This window comes from Psychrobacter sp. ANT_H56B, from assembly GCF_008369245.1.
GTDB lineage: Bacteria > Pseudomonadota > Gammaproteobacteria > Pseudomonadales > Moraxellaceae > Psychrobacter > Psychrobacter cryohalolentis.
Genome location: NZ_VOBF01000002.1, coordinates 161,277 through 183,440, shown reverse-complemented (window position 1 = coordinate 183,440; position 22,164 = coordinate 161,277). Strand labels below are relative to the sequence as shown.

At 43.3% G+C, this 22,164-nt stretch carries 19 protein-coding genes; 5 read left to right on the top strand and 14 right to left on the bottom strand.

Annotated elements, in window-relative coordinates:
- Positions 1-3: 3 nt before the first annotated feature.
- The 5 genes from gshB to FQ082_RS03460 form a co-directional block, all read right to left on the bottom strand.
- Positions 4-975, bottom strand: coding sequence for a glutathione synthase (gshB, locus tag FQ082_RS03480; RefSeq protein WP_149492055.1), 972 nt, complete (start codon positions 973-975; stop codon positions 4-6).
- A 102-nt stretch (positions 976-1,077) separates the two neighbouring features.
- Positions 1,078-1,782 carry an orotate phosphoribosyltransferase gene (gene pyrE / locus FQ082_RS03475; RefSeq protein ID WP_149492054.1) on the bottom strand — a complete coding sequence of 235 codons (705 nt, stop codon included), beginning with the start codon at positions 1,780-1,782 and terminating at the stop codon, positions 1,078-1,080.
- A gap of 71 nt (positions 1,783-1,853) precedes the next feature.
- Positions 1,854-2,849, bottom strand: coding sequence for a hypothetical protein (locus FQ082_RS03470; protein WP_149492053.1), 996 nt, complete (start codon positions 2,847-2,849; stop codon positions 1,854-1,856).
- A gap of 85 nt (positions 2,850-2,934) precedes the next feature.
- On the bottom strand, positions 2,935-3,774 hold the full coding sequence (locus tag FQ082_RS03465) for an SDR family oxidoreductase (RefSeq protein ID WP_149492052.1): 840 nt from the start codon (positions 3,772-3,774) through the stop codon (positions 2,935-2,937).
- Positions 3,775-3,823: 49 nt separating this feature from the next.
- On the bottom strand, positions 3,824-5,911 hold the full coding sequence (locus FQ082_RS03460; RefSeq protein WP_262498141.1) for a DUF4105 domain-containing protein: 2,088 nt from the start codon (positions 5,909-5,911) through the stop codon (positions 3,824-3,826).
- Between the two features lie 217 nt (positions 5,912-6,128).
- On the opposite strand from FQ082_RS03460, the gene ampD reads away from it, so the two are divergent.
- From ampD to FQ082_RS03445, 3 genes are all read left to right on the top strand, one after another.
- Positions 6,129-6,719, top strand: a complete 591-nt coding sequence (gene ampD / locus FQ082_RS03455; RefSeq protein WP_149492050.1) for a 1,6-anhydro-N-acetylmuramyl-L-alanine amidase AmpD — start codon at positions 6,129-6,131, stop codon at positions 6,717-6,719.
- A 161-nt stretch (positions 6,720-6,880) separates the two neighbouring features.
- Entirely contained in the window at positions 6,881-8,431 is a 1,551-nt protein-coding gene (murJ, locus tag FQ082_RS03450; RefSeq protein ID WP_011514356.1) for a murein biosynthesis integral membrane protein MurJ, read from the top strand.
- 122 nt (positions 8,432-8,553) lie between these two features.
- Entirely contained in the window at positions 8,554-9,174 is a 621-nt protein-coding gene (locus FQ082_RS03445) for a hypothetical protein (protein WP_149492049.1), read from the top strand.
- 39 nt (positions 9,175-9,213) lie between these two features.
- Here the strand turns inward: FQ082_RS03445 and FQ082_RS03440 are convergent, their stop codons facing one another.
- A complete protein-coding gene (locus tag FQ082_RS03440; protein WP_149492048.1) occupies positions 9,214-9,849 on the bottom strand; it encodes a GNAT family N-acetyltransferase in 636 nt (211 codons plus the stop codon).
- 255 nt (positions 9,850-10,104) lie between these two features.
- On the opposite strand from FQ082_RS03440, the gene ribF reads away from it, so the two are divergent.
- Positions 10,105-11,148 (top strand): bifunctional riboflavin kinase/FAD synthetase, encoded by a 1,044-nt coding sequence (gene ribF, locus FQ082_RS03435; RefSeq protein WP_149492047.1) that lies wholly within the window; start codon positions 10,105-10,107, stop codon positions 11,146-11,148.
- Between the two features lie 114 nt (positions 11,149-11,262).
- On the opposite strand, the gene FQ082_RS03430 is transcribed toward ribF, so the two are convergent.
- The 4 genes from FQ082_RS03430 to FQ082_RS03415 all read right to left on the bottom strand — a co-directional run bounded on the left by FQ082_RS03430 (position 11,263) and on the right by FQ082_RS03415 (position 16,402).
- On the bottom strand, positions 11,263-11,502 hold the full coding sequence (locus FQ082_RS03430) for a DUF2789 domain-containing protein (RefSeq protein ID WP_149492046.1): 240 nt from the start codon (positions 11,500-11,502) through the stop codon (positions 11,263-11,265).
- A 293-nt stretch (positions 11,503-11,795) separates the two neighbouring features.
- Positions 11,796-12,779, bottom strand: a complete 984-nt coding sequence (locus FQ082_RS03425) for a malate dehydrogenase (RefSeq protein WP_041753599.1) — start codon at positions 12,777-12,779, stop codon at positions 11,796-11,798.
- A 297-nt stretch (positions 12,780-13,076) separates the two neighbouring features.
- Positions 13,077-13,736, bottom strand: a complete 660-nt coding sequence (locus FQ082_RS03420) for a ribonuclease T2 (RefSeq protein ID WP_133104726.1) — start codon at positions 13,734-13,736, stop codon at positions 13,077-13,079.
- A gap of 458 nt (positions 13,737-14,194) precedes the next feature.
- Positions 14,195-16,402 carry a lytic transglycosylase domain-containing protein gene (locus FQ082_RS03415; RefSeq protein WP_149492045.1) on the bottom strand — a complete coding sequence of 736 codons (2,208 nt, stop codon included), beginning with the start codon at positions 16,400-16,402 and terminating at the stop codon, positions 14,195-14,197.
- 463 nt (positions 16,403-16,865) lie between these two features.
- Between FQ082_RS03415 and miaB the strand changes: the two genes are divergently transcribed.
- Positions 16,866-18,356 carry a tRNA (N6-isopentenyl adenosine(37)-C2)-methylthiotransferase MiaB gene (gene miaB, locus FQ082_RS03410; protein WP_149492044.1) on the top strand — a complete coding sequence of 497 codons (1,491 nt, stop codon included), beginning with the start codon at positions 16,866-16,868 and terminating at the stop codon, positions 18,354-18,356.
- A 248-nt stretch (positions 18,357-18,604) separates the two neighbouring features.
- On the opposite strand, the gene FQ082_RS03405 is transcribed toward miaB, so the two are convergent.
- The 4 genes from FQ082_RS03405 to FQ082_RS03390 form a co-directional block, all read right to left on the bottom strand.
- Positions 18,605-19,354: a LysE family translocator gene (locus tag FQ082_RS03405; protein ID WP_149492043.1), complete on the bottom strand. Its 750-nt coding sequence runs from the start codon at positions 19,352-19,354 to the stop codon at positions 18,605-18,607.
- A 102-nt stretch (positions 19,355-19,456) separates the two neighbouring features.
- Positions 19,457-20,707 (bottom strand): acetylornithine deacetylase, encoded by a 1,251-nt coding sequence (gene argE / locus FQ082_RS03400; protein WP_149492042.1) that lies wholly within the window; start codon positions 20,705-20,707, stop codon positions 19,457-19,459.
- A gap of 34 nt (positions 20,708-20,741) precedes the next feature.
- Positions 20,742-21,239, bottom strand: coding sequence for a nucleoside deaminase (locus FQ082_RS03395; protein WP_149492041.1), 498 nt, complete (start codon positions 21,237-21,239; stop codon positions 20,742-20,744).
- A gap of 96 nt (positions 21,240-21,335) precedes the next feature.
- Entirely contained in the window at positions 21,336-21,989 is a 654-nt protein-coding gene (locus tag FQ082_RS03390; protein WP_011514368.1) for a UPF0149 family protein, read from the bottom strand.
- Between the last annotated feature and the right edge of the window lie 175 nt (positions 21,990-22,164).

The window sequence follows — 22,164 nt, the reverse complement described above, 5'->3', positions numbered from 1 at the left end:
CTATCAGATTAAAAGTTTTCGCTCTATTGCGATGATAAAATCGGTCGCAATGTCTGTACCACATTGATCATCAATCTCACGCACACAGGTTGGACTGGTGACATTAATTTCCGTAATGCGTCCGCCAATTAAGTCTAAACCAACGAACATTAAACCTTTTGCTTTGACAATAGGCGCGACCACTTCTGCGACTTGGCGTTCGATATCGGTCAGCGGCATGGCTACACCGCTACCACCAGCGGCAAGATTGCCACGCGTCTCACCCTTTGTTGGAATACGAGCCAAGGTATAGTCAACCACCGTGCCATCGACAATAAGTACGCGCTTATCACCTTCTTTAATCTCTGGTAGATAACGCTGCGCCATAATCGGTAGCGTTTCAAGCTCAGTCAACATCTCAAGCGTCACGCCAATATTTGGGCTATCAGCAGTCAAACGAAATATACCCGTACCGCCCATACCATCTAATGGCTTGACAATAACGTCTTGCTGCTCAGCGATAAATTTGCGAATGTGAGCCTGTTTACTGGTCACAATCGTTGGGCTCATATAGTCACTGAACCAAGTAGCAAACAATTTCTCATTACAATCACGAATGGCTTGTGGGTCATTGACGACCAGTACACCTGCGGCTTTGGCATGATCAAGCATGTAAGTTGCATAAATAAAGCGCATATCAAACGGTGGATCTTTACGCATCAAAATCACATCATAATCGCTGACCGAACCTGTCGTCTTATCCCCTAACGTATAAAAATCCTCAGGATCACGCTTGACAGCAACTGACTGCGTATCGACCATCAACTGCCCACGATCAAGCCATAAATCATGAATCTGACAGTAACCCAAACGATGACCGCGATCTTGCGCCGACCACATCATAGCCAGACTGGTGTCTTTTTTATAATTAACTTGCTCAATGGGATCCATAACCACAAGTATGTTCAAAGATTTTTTTGGCTGTTCTAGGCTCATAAGAATACTCATTTACAGGATGTTATTAATAGACAAAATATACACAAATCACATATCAGCATGCCAATATAGACAAGTATAGACAGCAATAGTTACGCTTAACTATACCCCATACTGGGTACGGTAATGCTGCATTTTTGCAAGTTGGGTTGCATTTTGATTCGAATGACCACCCTCTGCCAGATAGCTGATTAAGTCGTCAATATCGACAAGGGCACGCACTGGAACGTTTAACGTTGCCGCCAGTTCCTGAATCGCAGAGTGCTCAGCTAAGCCTTTTTCCTTACGGTCAAGCGCCACAATAATACCGGCAACCTGCGCCCCAGCCTGTTCTAAAATCTCAACCACTTCACGCATCGCTGTACCAGCGGTAATCACATCATCCAATATCCAAACCGCCTTGCCACTGACGTCAGCGCCGACCAAATTACCGCCTTCACCATGCGTTTTGGCTTCTTTACGGTTATAGCCCCAGTTGGCATTGATACCATGATGTAACCATAAAGCCTGTGCAGTTGCTGCCACAAAGGGAATACCCTTATAAGCGGCACCAAAGATAACCAATTCTTGTGCGCCTTTACCCTCATTTGTAGCAGCCATCTGTTCAGCTAAGGCATCTGCATAACCACGTGCTAATAGCGACAACATCTCACCTGATGCAAGCAAACCTGCATTAAAAAAATACGGACTAATGCGACCAGACTTTAAGACAAACTCGCCAAACTTTAAGACTTGGTTGTCTAACGCCAGTTGAATAAAGGCATGAGATGAAAATGGGGCATTGTTAGCGTATTGGGCATGGGGCATTAGAGAATTCCTATGAACAAAAAGAAAGGTTTAAGAATGATTATCATGACGCGCATTATAGGCGTTGACGCTTAACTTGACCAACCATTAATATCATAATCTTGCATATTGGGATATCGGGTCAGAAGACCGCAACGTGAGGAGAGGTCAAAATAACAGTGACCATCACGACTCACTTGGATGTTCCAGCCCAAATGATGAGCGGCTATGATCGCATGCCCTGCAAAAATTCGAATTTGGCGATAGGCATGCCGCTGAGCAGGCTCACAGATACTCTGACTAAGTAAGTAGCTGCGTATATGCTGGCAAATTTGCGCGGCACTATAACTCTGGTTGATACTTTTGCGGCGGCTGCACTGCTTTAAAGCATGAACAGCAACGCTACACGCCATAATATCAGTCGCTAAGCTGCCCTCACCTAACTCGAACTGCTGCGGCTGCAGTATTATGTGCCAGTCATCAGCATACATACTATTTAAAAGCTCATCAGGGTTATAGCGTTTGGTCAGGGTGCGCAGAGATAGTGCAGCAGACGCTTTGGTTTTAGCATTAATATCTTTATCAACCTCCCCGCTCTCCGTCTCTGAAAATCCATAACGATTCAATCTTGGATACGCCCGAATTGCTTGTTGAATATCTGACATATCTAGCAAAACCATCTCATTTAACGACGACATTAATGGCTGCTCGCTCTGATTGTGATAAAAACTATCAGGCAGCGCTATCAATTTAGCAGCGTTTAGTAATGATAAATGTTCTGCTAATGCCTCTGACGCAATAAGCGACCATTTTGACAAGCTGTCCTTATCAGGCTGATAAAAACGGGCAGCATTGCCATATAATCGGCGTAATTGCCCATTTAAGCGTCGCGCTGGTTCTGGAATATCCGTTAGCGGTCTTGCAGGATCTAATGGCACTTGCGTCGGATCAAAATTAGGATGGACAATCGCAGGCTGGTCACTACTGAATAAAACGGCTGATTGCGCCGCCTTATTATTTGCAAACTGACCCTTTGCCACAAGATCAACACTGAATAAACCCTCATCAGAAGTAAAAGGCTGGGTCATGAAATCTCCCTAAGTGAGTGCTATTGTAAAACAGCACTCATGAACAACATATTTAAAAACGTATTTAAGCACTATAGCTGATTTATTAATTCTGATGACGCAAAATATCTTCATATCCCATTTGCCAATCAGGATACGTCAGCCACGCTAACGGAATATTGCTATGTAGGCGCTTTCCGGTCATGGCGCTATTCTTATCATCAAGTACTGGCAGCGCTTCACCCAGTTGCTCACATAGCCAAATGGTCAGCGTAAAGGACGTCACTGGTAGATAATCGGTTGCAATATAAACAGGCTTTGGTACCTCTATCGTCAGTACCTTGGCGATAATATTGACCAAATCAGAGTCCATAATGCGATTGGTCCACACGCCAGCTGCTATCGGCTTTTTCTCTGACTCTTTAGCTTTACGCACACGCATTAAGCGCTCGCGCCCATAAATACCACTTGGGCGAATGATAATTGTTTTATCATCAAAACCTTGTTTCAGCATTTGCTCTGCTTGCAATATCACCTGTGATGCTTCGCGTTTAGGCAGCATCGGCACGGTATCTTTATCGATCCATTCACCGTTATCTTGTCCATAGATGCCAGTTGAAGAAATAAAAACAATGCGCTGAAGATTGGATAGTTTATCCGCAAGCGCCGCTAAATGCTGGTTAATCGCCAAGTAGCTATTGTAATAACCATTGGTTGAGTACTCATCAGGGGTGACGATGATAGCAATATGAGTAAAGTCTTGCAGTTGCTCAGCGCTAAGCGTCAACGCATCTGCTTGCATAAATTTAGCTTTATCATCCAGTGCGTAATGCTGTCGCTCATTACGTGCCAGCCCTGTGACATTTAAGCCATCTTGCGCAAGCTTATTGGTCACTGGTAATCCAATGTCACCTTGACCGATAATTAATATATTATGCGTATTCATCATAATTCCTGCCTGCCTTTGAAGATGTTACTTAAAATATTGGTGGCTACTAAAAATAACGTCGATATGACAGCTGTACATCGTCATTAGCATCAATGCGATCTTGCCATTCATAATTGGCATTGATACGTAATGCTTGTTTTTTATCGATATCGTATTGCAGCCCTAAGCTTGATATCGGCTGCCAATAATGACCGCGCACATTAGAGTCGTCGCTGCTGCCATGATACCAATATGGCAATTGCAATTCAGCCTGCGCACGTAACTGATTGTTAATCTGATAACGACAGCCAGCGTTTACGCCTGCGCCGACACGAAAGCCTTTATTAATACCACGCCCCGTTTGCGCGGTACCTGCCAAAAAGGTATAACAAAGCTGTGGCGGCATCTCGCCCGTCCCTGCACTAGGCGTTCCAAACGCCCATGACCAACCAGACTCATAGCCCAAGCTACCAACTAAATGATCGGTACCGTCTTGCTGCGAGCCATCGTTTACACGCGTGGCCTCTATACTCGCGCCCCAGGTTTTGCCCTTCTTAGCCGAATTGACAGGGTTAAAAGAACGCCCTTTAATCAAAGTCAAATTCTGTAACACCACACTTTTTGGCTGGTTGGCTTTATCATTAGCTGTGTCATACAAACGCACAGTCGCAGAAGCACCTTCTAAATCAAAGAACTGCGGAAAACCAGAAGGATGATCAAGGGTATCGTGATAGCCTGCGCGCGCGCCAAGATCGATGTAATTATTATCGCCGCGCTGACCGATACCAATACTGCCCATTTGCAGCGAATGTCGATTGAGAGGATTGGTATCTGAGACCGCAATCTGGTGAGGGAGTAACGTCTGACCATCAGCTGACATGCTCGAAACTTTATTGAGCTGGGTCGACTTAATCTCATTAAGCATCTGTTTGGGGTTGTTATGGTAGCCGAGCTGCTCACGCTCCTGTTTGACTTTGTTCAATTGCGCTTGGCGTAAAGTGCTATCAGCCGGCGTATAATTGGTGCTAGCGAGAAAACCTTCTTTGTTCAGCAGCTGTACCACATCTGATGGAATAACTGCGTAAGGCAGCTGACTTAATAAGTGCTGCTCTGGACGTACCACATCTATCAGGCGCAAAATCTCAGAGGCACAGTTGTCAGAGGTAAAGTAATAGGGCAATTTTAACTCTTTGGTTTCCCAAACATGCAATATGATTTGCTGTACTTCCTCTGGGGTCAAATCCAATTGATATGTCCACGCATCACGCTCATCGTCTTGCAGATATTTAGCCAGCTTTTCTGGATAAGGGTCAATCTCGATCAGATTGTTATAGCCGCCCGTCATAGATTTGATGGCGTACAATACAAAGTTATCTTTGGTATCGCCATCGACCGTATCATTTAGCGCATAAGCATGATGAATTTGGCTTGGATCAGCCACACTTGCTTTTGAATCGATACGCAACAAGGTATGCGCAAAGGCAGACAAAGGATTGTCTAAGTACTCTTGGGCAAACATAATAGACAGCTGCTCAGGGGCAAGCTTTTGCATCCAAGCCGTCAGCTCTGGACAAGTTACCTGCATCGCTGACTTATCAATAGCCAAGGTATCACTTAGCCATTTTGCTCTTGCTGGGAAACGGCATAGCGCAGAGTTGCTATTACTAGCTTGGGCAGTATTATTAGTTTCAGAATTATTGGTTTTATTAGCCATTTCATCAGCAAAGGCAACAAGCATCGCATCAAGCTCAGCACCTGAATCCTCACGCCCATTTGAGCTCAAAAAGAAGCGAGCGTCATCGACCGCACTGATATTTTTATTTTTGCCAAACAAGCCTTTTTTCTCATCAGAGAAATATAATAAGCGGCGCCACGTCGTATCTTGGGCAAGATTTTTTGTCTTAGCCTGCTCACGCCATAGATTTAGCAGCTGATTTGCATCTGTTTCGGCTTTAGCATTGTTATTATTAGTATTGGTATCGGTATTAAGCGCAAGCTCACCAGTCGTAACCAGTGATGCAGGTGTGGGTAAAAATGCCTGTGCTTGCGCAGTTAGCAGCAGTCCAGCTATCGCCAGTGGCAAACGTGCACGGCGGCTAAGCTGTATTGGCGTACCATCTAGCGCAATACGATTTGAAACTGAGTGTATGGACATAAGTAAAATCTCGCACTGTAAAGGTGATACGCTTATCGCGTGATGGACGCTCATTAAAAATTTGAACATTTATGAGTAACAATAGACTTTTAGCAAAATATTATTGACGTCTCTCTTGTTTATACTGAAATGACGATATATTTGCTATTTATTTATACAAAATTTACGATAAAACGCATTCTTCTGCTGATTAATAACCACGATAAAAGAGAGCATTATGTCTATAGCATCATCAATGACTATCAACGAGGGTCAATTATCTGCCGCCACGTGGCTTGCATCGCCAAACACTAATAAAAGACCTGAACATATCAGCATTGATACAATTGTTATTCACAATATTAGCCTACCGCCTAACGAGTTTGGCGCGTGCGGTTCTGATGGCAACCACTACGTCAAAGCCTTGTTCACCAATCAATTAGACTGGGACGCCCATCCTTATTTTCAGACGATAAAAGGCGCTGAAGTTTCCGCACATTTATTTATCGAGCGTGACGGTACTATCACCCAGTTTGTGAATTTCAACGAACGTGCATGGCATGCCGGCAGGTCGAGCTATCTTGGTCGAGCCGAATGTAATGATTATAGCATTGGCATTGAGCTTGAAGGGTCAGATTTTGTGCCCTTTAGCGCGGCGCAGTATGAGGCATTGGCAAACGCAATCGTCGCAATCTATGACGCGTATCCCAAAACCCGTCGGCATCTGACTGGTCATAGTGACATTGCACCCGGTCGCAAGACTGACCCCGGTGATTGTTTTGAATGGACGAAATTGCGTGAAATGGTAGCCCGCCTTCTTGAGGGCTAAACCTTACTTCAATGAGGATAAAGTCTCAAGAAATAGAAGAATACATATTCCATATTCAATGCATTTACCTAGGTTATGAAAGTGCTATAATCTGACAGTTTTTTTGACTCTCGTAAATCAGCAAGCAACCATCACTAAACAAATTGGCATAATAGGTTCTCATGGCAAAAAGTCGGTTATTTCGTTCAACCATGGTGGTCAGTAGCATGACCATGCTTTCGCGTATTTTAGGTCTGGTACGCGATATTGTGTTATTAGGCGTCTTTGGCGCTGGCGGTCTGATGGACGCTTTCTTGGTCGCCTTTAAGATACCGAACTTTCTGCGACGCCTGTTTGCTGAAGGCGCATTTAGTCAGGCCTTTGTACCTGTTTTATCTGAATATAAAGAAAAATATAGTCTACGAGAAGTACAGATATTAGTCAGTCGCACGTCAGGCGCACTGATGTTAATTTTATCGATGCTTACCGTAGTGGTTATTTTAATGGCACCGTGGGTCGTGACTTTATTTGCGCCCGGTTTTGCTGATCAACCTGATAAGTTTGCGATTACCGCTGAGCTGTTGCGCCTCACCTTCCCTTACTTATTATTTATCTCAATGACCGCTTTTGCCAGTGGCATTTTACAAAGTTACGGACGTTTTGCGGCACCAGCCTTTGCACCCGTATTACTCAATCTGTGTATGATTGGTGGCGCGCTGGTTTTTGCACCTATGTTTGAGACGCCCATTATGGCGCTCGGTTATGCGGTCGCTATCGCTGGTTTATTACAGCTCCTACTGCAATTGCCACAGTTATCCCAGCAAAAACTACTGGTGATGCCCAAAATCGACTTCCAGCATGAAGGCGTCAGACGCATATTAAAGCTGATGCTACCTGCTATCTTTGGGGTGTCGGTTACTCAAATTAATCTGCTATTAAATACTATCTTTGCCTCTTTGATGATTGGCGGCTCAGTCTCGTGGCTATATGCCGCTGAGCGTATGAGCGAGTTACCCCTTGGTTTAATTGGTGTGGCAATTGGTACAGTCATTTTGCCAAGCCTATCAAAAAGTGAAGCCCAAAAAGACGATGTCAGTTTTAAAAAGACCATCGATTGGGCAGCTCGCTTAATTATCTTAGTCGGTGTACCTGCATCGGCAGCACTGTTTATTCTGTCTGACGTGCTCATGCAAGCGCTATTTTTACGTGGCGAATTTACTTTACGTGATGCGCAAATGAGTTCGCTTGCGCTAAAAAGCATGGCGGGTGGCATCTTAGGCTTTATGTTGATTAAAGTCTTTGCCCCTGCTTTCTTCGCTCGTCAAGATATCCGCACGCCCGTCAGAATCGGTATTATTTCCGTTTTTGCTAATATGATTTTTAGTGTTATCTTCATTGGGATATTTTACTTCCTTGAGATTCCATTGCATGGCGGCCTGGCACTTGCAACGACTGGCGCCTCATTTGTGAATGCAGGCTTACTGTATTACTTCTTGCATAAGCGTGATATTTTCCGTTTTGGTAGTCACTGGAAAAAACTGTTTGCGCAGTTTGCAATCTCTACCAGTGCTATGATCGCTGTGCTTTATGTCATGCTACCGTATTTTCCAACTGATAAGGCACAGTGGCAACGTTTGGTTGCGCTGCTGATTATGTGTGTGGTCGGTGCGCTGGTTTACGGCGGAGTATTATTGGCAACAGGCTTCCGTCCTCGCCAGCTCAAACATGGTTAAAAGTGCTAGATAAATTATTGGTTTACCAAACCAAAACAAGCTCAATATGAGAATTGACAGTGCATACTGCTGATAGTTGCCATAATGGCTTATTGTTAAATTACTCAATATTAAGGTTTTATATGACTACTCAGCAGCTTGCAGCTCAACGCTTACCTATGATTTTTGCGACTGGTCTACTCAGTGCTGGACTATTAATAAGCGGTTGTAGCGACAATAACAAGGTAGAGAACCAGCCAGCAGACGAGACAACAGACGGCTCAGCTACTGTAGATACGCTCAAAAATACAAAAGATGCCGATACTGATACCACTCCTGATGTTAATAAGACTGATAGCACAGCTAACAGTGATACGGCTCAGACAGATAACGACATCGTCAGTCAAGATATCAGCCCTATCGCAGCAGCTGTAAAAGAGCCAAGTATACTAACCAATCGAACCGAAGTAGGTACACCAGAAAATACGGTGAAACTAGCGCTTGATACCTTATATTATGGCGACGTTAAAAAAGCGGCGTCATACTATAAAGTCGATATGGAGAATTTCGCTGAAGAGTTAAAAAACACCCAGTTTGCCTTTAAGCAGACGGTTGAAGCGGTCACTATTATTGATACCAAGTACAATAGCGATAAAACAAAAGCCACGGTCACAGGTGAGCTAAAATTAAAAGGTCAAAGTGAGCCTGCGCCTTTGGCTTATGAGCTGCAAAAAATCAATGGTGAATGGAAAATATTGGGGTAAAAAATGCTTGTTTAAAGCAGGAATGTCACCATAGTTATCTTAGATATTATTGTCATTATCTATCACCCGTTTACCCAGCATCACCACATCAGCGATAAATCCATCCATATCACAGACTTGTGGCATCAACCCCCATTGCTCAAAGCCAAGCTTACGAAATAACCCCAAGCTTGGCTGGTTATGGGCAAAAATAAGCGCTGCAACATTACGAATACCGAGGCTTGGCGCTTGCTGCAACATCCAGCGAAGCAATAAACTGCCTAGACCTCGACTATGATAGTTGTTGTGAATATAAATGCTGATCTCGCTACTAATATGATAAGCCGGACGCGCATACAAATCACTAAAGCTGCCCCATGCGACAATTGACGGGCGTTTTTTATGCATATCGTCTTCCACAGCTATATCTATCATTCTAACGACATAGATAGGTCGTGTTGCACTCTCGATATGTTCTACAAACCAAGCTGCCCGCTCTTCATAAGTCACTGGTTCTAGATTGGCTGTTGCCTGCTTACCAGCAATACTTTGATTATAAATGGCTAAAACTTCAGATAAATCATTTGCAGTCGCATACTGCACCATAAATGTATCGCCAAACTTATTCGTCAATATAGGCAAATTAGTCCGATCAAAAATAGGTTTAGAATGTGGGTTAGCTGTTGTTGCAGACATAGCACCTCCGTAATGGGTTATTCATCGTTAATAGTTTGATCACCCTATAAAGCGATCTCTAGGTAGTCAAACAAGCTTCAGTCAGTAAAATAACTGTGATATAAAACGGACAATACCGTTCTGCCATTATCAGCAGACTATAGGATGTTAGTCTGGCTATTTTACTTTATAATGGCTGATTTTAAACACATCGATTTTATATCCAAATGTGTTTTTCATTTTTTATCTGGTTTCATCTATCATAGCTGAACATTTATGAATACCTATTTTCTTGAGCAACTGCTGGCGTCTTCAGACGCTTCGCCTACCAATACCAACCCAGTAGCTTTAGCGCCCTGTGTGCTCACTATTGGCAATTTTGATGGCGTGCATTTGGGACATCAAGCGATGCTTACTCAAGTGCGCGAACTTGCAAAGGCGCGTAATCTTGGCTCTGCCGTGATGATATTTGAGCCACAGCCAAGAGAGTTCTTTGCTCCTGCTGCTGCCCCAGCCCGTTTAACCAATCTTGCCGAAAAGCAAGCGTTGCTAGCAGAATATGGCGTTGAAACCTTGATTGTGGCAGGCTTCGACAACGAATTTCGCTCATTATCAGCGCAGGCATTTGCAGATATTTTAGCACAGCGTTTAAATGTACAAGCCTTGGTATTGGGTGATGATTTTAAATTTGGGCATGATCGTACTGGTGACAGTCAGTTTTTACGCGATTATGGTTTGCATGTGACCAATCTAGATACGATTACTGACGATAATCATAAAGCAGCACGCATCAGCTCCACTCGTATTCGGGATCTCTTATTGGCAGGTGATATCAATGCGGCTAATGCATTACTTGGTCGAGATTACGCTATTACTGGCACGGTCGTTGGCGGTGATAAAATTGGTCGCACCATGGACTTCCCGACCGCTAATATTGACCTAAAACGTATTAAGCCTACCTTACATGGTATTTTTGCGGTCGATGTGGTTAGCCTAGATAGTGATGGCAATGTTATACCAAGCGATTTAGTCAAACGTGCAGATGATGGTCATAAAGGCATAGCAGGTTTGCAGGCACACAGTTTGTTTGGTACTGCTAATATCGGCACTAGACCTTCCGTCGACAAAACCCATGATTGGCGTTTGGAAGTACACTTTCCACAACTACAAGCCGACTTATATAGTTTAACCTTGCAGGTGCGTTTTTTGCATTATTTGCATGGAGAACGTCATTACGAAAGTTTGGATGCGCTAAAAGAAGGTATTCATCATGATGTACAAGAATTGATTGAATGGCGAGACAAGCAAACGGACGGTTAAGTAGTGACCCTTTTAAGCAAATCATTGATAAATAAAAACCCACAACTTTTAAAGTTGTGGGTTTTTTAATGGCTAGTTTATTATCAGGTTATTTTTTATTGCCTAGCTGATAACTTACGCCTGTGGGTGCAAACGTACATTCAATTCATCAATCACTTCTACCCACGCTGCATCTTTTTCCCACTCTTCTTGTAGGAACATACGTTGGTTGTCATTCCAGATACTGGCTTCTGTCAATTTTTCTTCTTTTGCTAATTGATTGTTTTCAATAAAATGATCAATCGCTTCGTCTGAGCTCTCAAGACCCAACTGAGCAAACAGCTCATTCATACTATATTCCGGTTCGCCTAACATACATTTTCTCCTTAAATGGCAAAATTTACTTATGCTTATTATTTAAATGAACCTGATTATTGTAGCAAGCTTTATAGTAATAGCTGTTAATCAACGTTTATCTAACGTTATCAATTGTATTAGCCTTTAAGCATTATGCGGAAATAGGCATCACAAGTAGGCTATTTATCGATAAAACATAAATAATGCTGACAGCACGCTAAAATTCAAACAAAAAAAGCCCTCATGATAAATGAGGGCTTTTTACTTAGTGCTAAATATAAACAGCCCTAATATGACAATAGCCTAAAAGCTTACGGTAATAAGTGTGCTACTGCATCACGCTCTTCGCTCAGCTCTTGCTCAGTGGCTGCCATTTTCTCTTTTGAGAAATCTGATGACACATCAACGCCATCAACGATAGACCAATCGCCGTTAGCACAAGTCACTGGGAATGAGTAAATCAAACCTTTAGCAATACCGTACTCACCGTTTGAATAGACACCCATAGATACCCAATCATTCTCATCAGTACCCATTACCCACGTGCGTACGTGTGCGATAGCTGCGTTGGCAGCAGAAGCAGCAGATGATGCACCGCGTGCTTTGATGATTGCAGCGCCACGTTGTTGTACTTCTGGGATATAAGTACCTTCATACCATGCGCGATCAACCAAGTCTAACGCTGGTTTGCCATTTACAGTGCTCGCCGTCAAATCAGGATACTGAGTTGATGAATGGTTGCCCCAGATGATCATTTTCTTCACGTCATTAACCGTGCTGTCAGTCTTGCCAGCTAACTGTGCCATTGCACGGTTATGATCTAGGCGAGTCATGGCAGTAAAGTTACGTGGATCTAAATCTGGTGCGTTACGCTGAGCGATGACAGCGTTGGTGTTAGCAGGATTACCTACTACTAATACTTTAACATCACGGCTTGCAACATCATTCAATGCTTTACCTTGCGCTGAGAAAATCGCAGCATTGGCTTCTAGCAAATCCTTACGTTCCATACCAGGACCACGAGGGCGTGAGCCTACGAGTAACGCATAATCGACATCTTTAAAAGCCACGGTCGCATCATCAGTTTGGACGACACCAGCCAATAATGGGAATGCACAGTCTTCTAATTCCATGACCACACCCTTTAGGGCGTCGAGTGCTGGAGCGATTTCAAGTAATTGCAGAATCACTGGCTGATCTTTACCTAGCATCTCGCCAGAAGCAATACGAAATAACATAGCATAGCTGATATTACCAGCGGCACCAGTCACGGCAACGCGTACAGGCTGTTTCATTGACATTGAATACTCCCTAATTATTGATTAGATATTCACGATTCTAATTGGTGATTATCGATTTAGATAGCGACTTACTCGCTGAATGCTTACTCGATTAATATAGTAGTCATAAACCGAGAGCTAGTGTAGCACTTCAGTCTATTAAGCGTCTAGATAAAGCAAGAAACCTATCCCTAACTATATTGTTACATTTTATACGATGATATATTGGCAATTTATATAGTAGGATATAAATAGGTTAAACGTAGGGTGTACGATGTAAAAGGAGAGATAATCAAACCAGATAAAGACGGATTATTTACCGCCTGAAATAACGAATTTACTGCCACAATTGTCCACGACATTATGACAGTTGCCAAATTCACTGCCTTCATAACAGACATGTACATCCGTTAATATCATTTGACGTTGCGTACCTGACTGACAAATCAGATCGACACTAGCAGGAGTCATACCACTATTTAAGCTGGTCATTTGACCGATAAAACGAGATTTTAATACCGTATAACTATTGCCCGTGTTTAGCTCATTTGGCAGCTTTAGAGCGCCCGCATAGTTAGTGATTTGGCGGAAGTAATTACTGGAGCTTAATGGACTACAAGCGCCATAACGTTGCCACGCTTGGGTACGCACTGTGGTATCGGGCATAATACGGTTGACGACTTTTAGCTGTAGCGGTGTGATACGCGGTTCACTACCACGTCCGCAGCGTTCTCCATAACCCATGTCTAAACCTGACACAGTCAAAGAATAGCCTTCTAGGCACTGACGCATACGCGAACGCGTTGGTTGCAAGTTACATAATGCTGGTGTCATCTCAATCATCAGCACGCGATGACCACTTTTACTCGCGTTAGCCGCTTGAGCAGACATAGCCATTGTCCCTTGCAACAGTAGCAAAGTGGCGATACTAAAAGCTGTCCAACCGCTATAGTTATACTGTTTACTTGTCATATTGTCACTTACGTACTCTGATATCACTGTTTTTTGGCATCAAGCCCAGTTTGGTTTAAAGAGTTCACCGATGCCTAATGTGCAACGATATAGACAGATTGAGGTGTTTTTTATTATGTGAAGGTAAAGTATTGAGTAATGATAAAGACCAGCTTTTGCAAAATAGCTTCTAGATTCGGGTAGTATTACTCAAATTGGCTAATCAAGCTCAAAGCATCGATTGAGTACCTCAAAAACACCTTGTGAAAAAATCACTCATAATGACAGCAATGGTAGCAAAAAAACTCTGTTAATCTATAGCAAAAACGTAAACATGCATGATAGATGAATCATCTATGTTGACCATTGTCATTATTGAAAAAATTTGGTCGTCAAAATACGATTGCTAAGCTAACAAATTGCAGCTGTAAAAAAACCATTAACCTTTTATCGTTAATGGTTTTTTGCTATTACTCAAATTAAAATGCGGCAGGTACGGTACCCATACGCTGAGTGATTGGCTGACCATTACCCAATAAGCTGCTATAGATGGTGGCATTTTCCATCACGTGTTTGACATAATTCCGTGTTTCAGGAAACGCAATAGACTCAACGTACTGATCCGCTGCCAGTGAGCCATAGGTTGGCTGCCAACGCTTGGCATTGTTTGGACCAGCATTGTAGCCCGCCGTCGCCAATACAGGCTGACTGTTTAGCTTCCCAAAGATATCACCCATATACCATGTACCATAACGGATATTGGTATCACCGCTATTGGCACGACTTGCGCTATATGTCTCGCCCAAATTACGAGCAATATATTTTGCAGTATCCGGCATGACTTGCATCAGTCCACTTGCCCCGACATTTGAGCGCGCAGAGGCTACAAATCGGCTCTCTTGACGCATGATGCCATATGCCCAAGCGGGATCGATACCAGCCGACTGACTATAGCGTACTACAGCATCTTGGTGCGGCATCGGATGCGATATTGCAAGGCTATTGACGTTGTCAGTATTGTCAATGGCATATATCGCACGGTCTAGCCAACCCATATCATAGGCTTGACGCGCTGCTGCAATGATTAATTTTTCATCACGGTTATCACGTGCTTTTTTGACCGCCCAGTTCCACTCACGATTGGCATAAGCTCGGCTGGCATCAGCGTTATATAACGCAAATGCACGGGCAAAATGTGGATTTTGCATGACGCGCGCACGATCCACGCTACTGACATTAGGTAAATTACTACCCCCCAAACGGCTGGCATCAAAACGTTGACCAACTTTTTCCTTTGCCATCAAACCATAATATTCGTTACTCTTAGCGAGATTTTGATACATTTTCTTAGCAGTATTGCGCTTGCTGCCATCATTTGACTGCTCATAAGCGCGTGCCAACCAATACTGCCATTGATTGGCTTTTTGGGTTTCGGCATCCATTCTTGAGATGGCTTCGACCACATCATCCCAGCGACTAAAACGAATCGCTGCCATGGCATAATATTCTGCTTCTTCAAAACTAAAATCATTGTCTAAGCTGTTACGGAACCAGTCGACGGCTTCAACGTTAAAGCCATCATCAGTATTGTGATTCATGCGTTGCACACCAAGAGTACGATAAGCTGCGCGGCGAGTATCATCGGTTAACAATTTGGCTGAACGCTGATTGTCTTGCTTGATATCAAACTCTAACTGCAACGCCGCCTCACGATAAGACTTTTCGGCGACACGTCCCATCGCATAAAGATACAAATATTGATTGGTTTGGCTGGCAGGTTCGCGGGCGAAACGGCTAAAGAACGATGATGGATTAAGCTGGATGTCACTCAGTGATGCATAAGGAATGGGCATACCTAAGCGCGAAGATAACGCCATGATATCGCCGGTTTTGCCTTTACGCAGCATACGTTTGAGGCGAGAAACTCTCTCTGGATTGCTAATTAAGGCGTTATTATTCATCTCAAGCGCTAGTTGATCACATAAAGCTGGCTGTTTTTTAGTGGTCAACCAGACATCAGACTTCGCTGCCATAGCACGCATGGTATCGCCGCCATTATTAAACCCAAGCGCAACCGCGCACTTCTCACTGTCATCGGCATTGGTGATCAGATTTGCCACTTGGCGCACGGCAGCATAATCATTTGAACCCGCTTTGGTTTCAGCAAAATCAGCGGCCAGTTTTTCTGCCATGACCGTATCTGGATATTGGCGCACAAACTGCGACACTGCCGCAGGGCTTTGCGAATTCAAATCTACATTCATCCGCCAGTAAGTAGGATACATGGCAAATAAGCCACCGCTCATAGCTTGCTCATAATTATAAAGCGCATTGACATCGCCGCGCTCTGCCGCAATGGCTGCTGCAGTGAATGAACCCACGCCATTATCTGGTTGATAAGCATTGTTTTGTTGAAAAGTACTTTGCTGAGAAGTGCTTTGCTGACTATTTGGCTGGTAACCATCAGGCTGATAGCGCTCTACTTGATATTTGCCTTGTTGCTCAGAACTGCCGCTCTCACCCCATGTCAATTCTGCACAGGCTACTTGCGAAAAGCCCAAAGCACCGATAGCCGCTGCCAAGCTCAGCGCACTTTTTTTAAGCGTCATTTTTTTAGAACTCTTATGCGTATCATTTTGATATATATTTTTATCAATCATATCAGGAGCAACCTGCGGCTTTTTCATACTGACTCTCTTTTATAGTGGGTCTTATATAATGGGTCTTAAATAATATTTTAAAAAAGTGACTCTAATCAAATGATTCTAAAATATAGGTTTAAAAAATACATTCCTAAATCGATATTTTAGACAGATAGAAATCAGGATTTATTCAATGACGCTAATAGGATGACATTCATCATACTATACTCGTTGCACTTTCAACCATAAGCTTTACTTTTCATTAATAAATTGGATAGCACCGCGTAACACGAAGGTGTTATTGCGTACAAATCGGCATCAATCATTATGCATCTTAGTTATAACCAAATAATCATCGATAAGCAATTGATACTATTATAAATAATCCAATCTACTTATAATAATGAGCAGACGCTAACTTTTCACATTAGCGCGGGGTTGTGATAAAATACGTCACCTGTTAATCGGCTAGCCCGCTATATTTTTGGTCAATCATGGACTTATCCTTATGAGTGTTACTGTATTCAATCCCCGCATCGATGACGCTGCTGCCTCTGACATTACCGCTGTCACGCCTGTGATCACCGCACTCAATGAACTAAGTTCAGCACAAGCTCCTGTAAAATCAGCTACCAAAAAGGTATTTGTCACCACCCAAGGCTGTCAGATGAATGTCTATGACTCGGGCAAAATGCTTGATGTGCTTGGTGACTCACATGGTATGGAAGTGACGCATAATATCGACGAAGCCGATGTACTGCTGATGAATACTTGCTCCATTCGCGAAAAAGCCCAAGAAAAAGTCTTTTCAGAATTGGGTCGCTGGCGCAAATTGAAAGAAAAACGCCCTGATCTTGTTATTGGTGTTGGTGGTTGTGTGGCTTCGCAAGAAGGCGATAACATTCAAAAGCGCGCGCCTTATGTCGATATGGTATTCGGTCCGCAAACGTTGCACCGTTTGCCAGAGCTGTATGACCAATCGCATCAACAGCGTGAGATTGCGCCTAAGAACCGTATTGGTACGGTGGATGTATCTTTTCCAAGTATCGAAAAGTTTGATTTTTTACCAGAACCAAGAGTAGAAGGATTTAAAGCCTTTGTATCAATCATGGAAGGCTGCTCAAAGTATTGCTCATTCTGCGTGGTGCCTTATACGCGTGGTGAAGAATTGTCACGTCCACTGGATGATGTATTGGCTGAAATTGACAGCTTAGCGGCACAAGGTGTCCGTGAAATCAACCTACTTGGTCAAAACGTCAACGGCTATCGCGGTGAAAAAGACGATGGCAGTATTTGCCGTTTTGCAGAGCTCTTACACTATGTGTCACACATCGATGGTGTTGAGCGTATTCGCTATACAACCAGCCATCCGCTAGAGTTTACTGATGATATCATTGACGCCTATGCGCAACTGCCAGAGCTGGTATCACACTTGCATCTGCCTGTACAAAGCGGCTCAAATGCGATATTGGCAGCAATGAAGCGCAATCATACGATTGATGTTTATATTAATCAAATTAATAAGCTCAAAGCCATACGCCCTGATATTCACTTATCAAGCGACTTTATTATTGGCTTTCCAGGTGAGACAGATCAAGATTTCCAAGATACGCTGAACTTGGCAAAAGAGTTAAACTTTGATCACTCTTATAGCTTTATCTATTCTAAGCGTCCAGGTACGCCAGCAGCAGAACTACCGGACGATGTGAGCTTCAAAACTAAGAAAGAGCGCTTGGCAGAATTCCAAAAAGTTATTATCGACTCAACGCTTGCTAAAACCCATGAGATGGTCGGCACCACGACTCGCGTATTAGTTGAGCAAGTCGCCAATCGTCATCCTGATTGTTTAATTGGTACAGCAGACAATACCCGTACCGTAATGTTCCCTTATGCGATAGATAAAATGGATGAGATGTTGGGTAAAATTGTGACCGTACGCATTACTGATTTTGTGAGTCCACACATGGTAAAAGGCGAGATTGAAGCAGTTTTAGCTTAATCATTGTTTCAAATAAAACAGCCAAAAAAGCCGTTTACTATTCAATAGTGAACGGCTTTTTTATGACTAAATATCAGCCTTGATATGAATATAATCAAACCACTATAAATCAAACACAGTGCCACTGGGATAAGTTTTGCGCCGCCTCTGTCTGCGCAGGCACAGCAAGCAAGAAAAACTTATACCAGTAGCGCGTTATAATATTTGTACTTATTTTATTTAGGACTGAATATGATTAATCGCGACTTTTAAACCATAAAACTATTGAACACATCAGCCAATAAAGCGGCTGCAATTAATATAAATATAATGCCGCAACCACGATTGAGCCAAGCTAAACGCTTACCAACATCTAACCACCCTGCCAGTTTTTTACCGCCTAATGTATATATTATCTGCCAAATCGTCTCACTGAGAAACAGTCCTAAGGTAAGCACAATATATTGCGGCCATAGTGGCGCACCAAAATTAATGAATTTAGGAAAGAAAGCTGCAAAAAATAAAATTGCTTTTGGGTTAGAAAGTGATACCCACATCCCTGTGCGAAATAGCATAGCATTACTAGGTGCCATCTTGACCGCAGCACTAGAGAGCGAGCGCGGCTTGAGTGTCTCAGATTTATGAATGCTATCAGGGCGATTTGAGCTTGTTGCTAACTCTGCGCTAATTTCTTCGCTCATAGCATTGGCGTCGTTCAGTAAGCTACTATTGCTGCCACTATCACGCCACGATGCAACACCCAAATAAATAAGGTAAATGGCACCGACTGTCTTAATGACCGTCAATAACCATGGTGACTGACGGCTAATGACATCCAAGCCTAGTAGCGTCGAGAGTAACAGGATAAAGAGCCCAAGACTGAGACCTGCTAGCGTCCATAATGTCCGCTTGACCCCGTAATTAATCCCATATTGAAATGCCAGTAGCATATTCGGACCCGGTGTCGCTGAGATAAAAAACGTACTTGCAAAAAATACCGCAAACAGATGCCAAGACATCAACCAACCCCTACTTTTTTATTTTAAACTGACTAAACGAAAAAATAAACACCGCCATAAAGACGGTGTTTATTATACCAACCACGACCTAAACCTTGCGGTTTATTTATCCATAGTACAACTTTCTAATAGGCGCTGTAAGAAACTATCACAGCGCTCAATCTCATTTAACTTAACATATTCATCGGCTTTATGCGCCTGTTCAATACTGCCGGGACCACAGATAATCGTTGGGATACCGCTATTAGTAAACTGTCCGCCTTCAGTAGCGTAAGCAACTTTATGGCGTTGAGTGTCACCTGTCAGTGCCGCTATCAATGCTTGTAGCTCGGCACTATCATTATCTGTCATTGCCGGTACGCTTTCTTCTTGCATCAGCTCAATACCGGTATCGGCAGCGCGCGCTTGCATTTGTGCGCTTAATTCTGCAACTTTTGCTTGAATCGGTAGCAAAATGTCGTCCTGTGTCATATGTGGCAGGTTGCGATAATCAAAGGTGAACTCACACAAATTGGGCACAATATTGGTCGCTGTACCACCTTGTATGGTGCCCACAGACAATGTCGAATAAGGGACATCGAACAGTGCATCATTATCATCGCGATGGCTTATTTCTTCTGCCAAGGTATCAACATAGCCAATTAAGCGGCTGGCATAACTGATGGCGTTTACACCTGTTGCTGTCAATGATGAGTGCGCAGATTTGCCGTGGACGCGGCAGCGATAAACAGCAATACCTTTATGCGCCACGACCATCGCCATATTTGTGGGCTCACCGACGATACAATAATCAGGAGTGATACCGCGAGCTTTTAAGTCTGCCAAAATTAATGGCGCACCTAGACAGCCAACCTCTTCATCAAATGACAATGCCAAATGAAGAGGACGACTCAGCTGACCACTATTCGACAACTCCACCGCTTTTGGTAATAAAGTTAGCGCACACGCAATAAAGCCTTTCATATCGCAAGCACCGCGTCCATATAGCTTGTCACCACGAATCGTCGCAACAAACGGCTCTGACGTCCATGCTTGACCATCAACTGGTACCACATCAGTATGCCCTGATAGCACCAAACCATGATTGATGATATCAGCACTGTTATTAGCATTGCCACCTGCTGCTACGGTGACAAATAAATTGGCTTTATTTTTGGCATCATTAAAGGTCAAATCTACGCTTAAGCCTAACTGCTCACAATAGCTTTGTACGTATTCAATCAATGCCAAATTTGAATGGCGACTGACCGTATCAAAAGCAATCAGCCTTGTAAGCCAGTCAATGCTATTAAATGGATAGTCAGTCTCCATTACAGCGTGAGATAAGCCATCAGTACGAGTTGATACAGTCATAAAAAATCCTTAATACGATAAAGATAAAAAGAGCTTAGCGTCTTTGAAATGCACGTTGTTGCAGCATTTTTACTTCTGCATCTAATCCAGCAATCGGACCTTCAACTGGCACATGAGGGGCAACTTCTTGAATACTTAATGAATTGATTGGTGATGAAGATTTTACACCCATCTCCTGCATCCATTCATCCAACTGTTTTGAGGAGCTAACATAAACAATGCGACCAAGCCCTGACCACGCATGAGCGGCGGAGCACATAGCACAATGCTCACCGGAAGTATAAACCACTGCTTGCGCACGCGCTTCAGCCGTCATATGCTTTGCTGCCCATTGGGCAACAGCAATCTCAGGGTGATAAGTAGCATCGACGCTATTGGCGCGATTACGGTCTTCGTGCAACACTTGACCATCACCAGCGACCAACACACTCCCAAATGGCTCATCACCTGCCTCTAAGGCTTCGGTAGCAAGCTCAATAGAGCGTCGCAAATGAATCATATCATCGGCTTTATCATCATTGTCAGTTATCATCTCAATCTCCCTTTTATTACCTTATAGCAAATTACAGTCCTTTATTAGGTTTTATAGTACCCCATATCTTACCAAACCCTTTATGACGGATCTGACTTACGATGGATGATTCTGATTCATCACATCAATGACAGGTGGCATCGGTTTTGACACCTTACCTTCTGATTGTAACTCTTTAGTGGTTTTGGCATCGATAGCAAGACCAGCAATCAACGCAATGTCTTTCACAGGCTTACGCTGACGAGTGGCAAAGCTCACTGGTACCATACGGGCAAATTCATAAATGTACAAATAAGACTCTTCGCCGCCTTCGAAATCTTCATCGTCTTCTAAACGAATGCCACCAATTTTTGCCAAATCAGTAAGCATCTCATTTTCTTCACTGCTCAGACGACAATCAGTGATACCAAAGCCGGTCATAAAACCATTTGCCCACTGTTTCAATGCCATTACGCGCTCGTATAGGTCATGTTCATCATCTGGTACAAGCGGCGTATAGGAATAAGCATCATCCTTGTCTTTTAGCTGAAATACGGTGTCTTCGGCTTCTTCAGTCAGCAAGGTCAACGCTTCGTCAGGTAATGGCGCAAAACTCAATTCTTCAAATACCTTGGCCCATACCTGTTCATCAGGCGCGTCGCAAGCAGTCATCAGCCCCGTCATTAGACCATGTACCTCACTGATAGACACATCAGTCCAGTCGTCAAAAGCCTTTAGCCACGTATTCCAGCCAGAGATATTGTCATTCATAATAGATGTCCTAATAATTGATGGTTAATGATTGCTTATAAAATAAAATCAGTACAATGTTATCGATGAGGCAGTGATTCATAAAAAATAAAGAGATCAAGCCCAATGCTGGTAATTACTTTGTTGGTATAGATATTATGCGGTCACCTATGGCATTATTAAACGCAGACAACAA

Bases quoted from the DNA above. Each gene is read 5' to 3' on its own strand.
- pyrE (WP_149492054.1), bottom strand. From the start codon at position 1,782: ATGCCCCATGCCCAATACGCTAACAATGCCCCATTTTCATCTCATGCC.
- gshB (WP_149492055.1), bottom strand. From the start codon at position 975: ATGAGCCTAGAACAGCCAAAAAAATCTTTGAACATACTTGTGGTTATG.
- FQ082_RS03395 (WP_149492041.1), bottom strand. From the start codon at position 21,239: ATGATAACTGACAATGATGATAAAGCCGATGATATGATTCATTTGCGA.
- FQ082_RS03425 (WP_041753599.1), bottom strand. From the start codon at position 12,779: ATGAAACAGCCTGTACGCGTTGCCGTGACTGGTGCCGCTGGTAATATC.
- murJ (WP_011514356.1), top strand. From the start codon at position 6,881: ATGGCAAAAAGTCGGTTATTTCGTTCAACCATGGTGGTCAGTAGCATG.
- FQ082_RS03405 (WP_149492043.1), bottom strand. From the start codon at position 19,354: ATGTCTTGGCATCTGTTTGCGGTATTTTTTGCAAGTACGTTTTTTATC.
- FQ082_RS03465 (WP_149492052.1), bottom strand. From the start codon at position 3,774: ATGAATACGCATAATATATTAATTATCGGTCAAGGTGACATTGGATTA.
- argE (WP_149492042.1), bottom strand. From the start codon at position 20,707: ATGACTGTATCAACTCGTACTGATGGCTTATCTCACGCTGTAATGGAG.
- FQ082_RS03445 (WP_149492049.1), top strand. From the start codon at position 8,554: ATGACTACTCAGCAGCTTGCAGCTCAACGCTTACCTATGATTTTTGCG.
- miaB (WP_149492044.1), top strand. From the start codon at position 16,866: ATGAGTGTTACTGTATTCAATCCCCGCATCGATGACGCTGCTGCCTCT.
- FQ082_RS03430 (WP_149492046.1), bottom strand. From the start codon at position 11,502: ATGTTAGGCGAACCGGAATATAGTATGAATGAGCTGTTTGCTCAGTTG.
- FQ082_RS03440 (WP_149492048.1), bottom strand. From the start codon at position 9,849: ATGTCTGCAACAACAGCTAACCCACATTCTAAACCTATTTTTGATCGG.
- FQ082_RS03415 (WP_149492045.1), bottom strand. From the start codon at position 16,402: ATGAAAAAGCCGCAGGTTGCTCCTGATATGATTGATAAAAATATATAT.
- FQ082_RS03420 (WP_133104726.1), bottom strand. From the start codon at position 13,736: ATGACAAGTAAACAGTATAACTATAGCGGTTGGACAGCTTTTAGTATC.
- FQ082_RS03470 (WP_149492053.1), bottom strand. From the start codon at position 2,849: ATGACCCAGCCTTTTACTTCTGATGAGGGTTTATTCAGTGTTGATCTT.
- ampD (WP_149492050.1), top strand. From the start codon at position 6,129: ATGTCTATAGCATCATCAATGACTATCAACGAGGGTCAATTATCTGCC.
- FQ082_RS03390 (WP_011514368.1), bottom strand. From the start codon at position 21,989: ATGAATGACAATATCTCTGGCTGGAATACGTGGCTAAAGGCTTTTGAC.
- FQ082_RS03460 (WP_262498141.1), bottom strand. From the start codon at position 5,911: ATGTCCATACACTCAGTTTCAAATCGTATTGCGCTAGATGGTACGCCA.
- ribF (WP_149492047.1), top strand. From the start codon at position 10,105: ATGAATACCTATTTTCTTGAGCAACTGCTGGCGTCTTCAGACGCTTCG.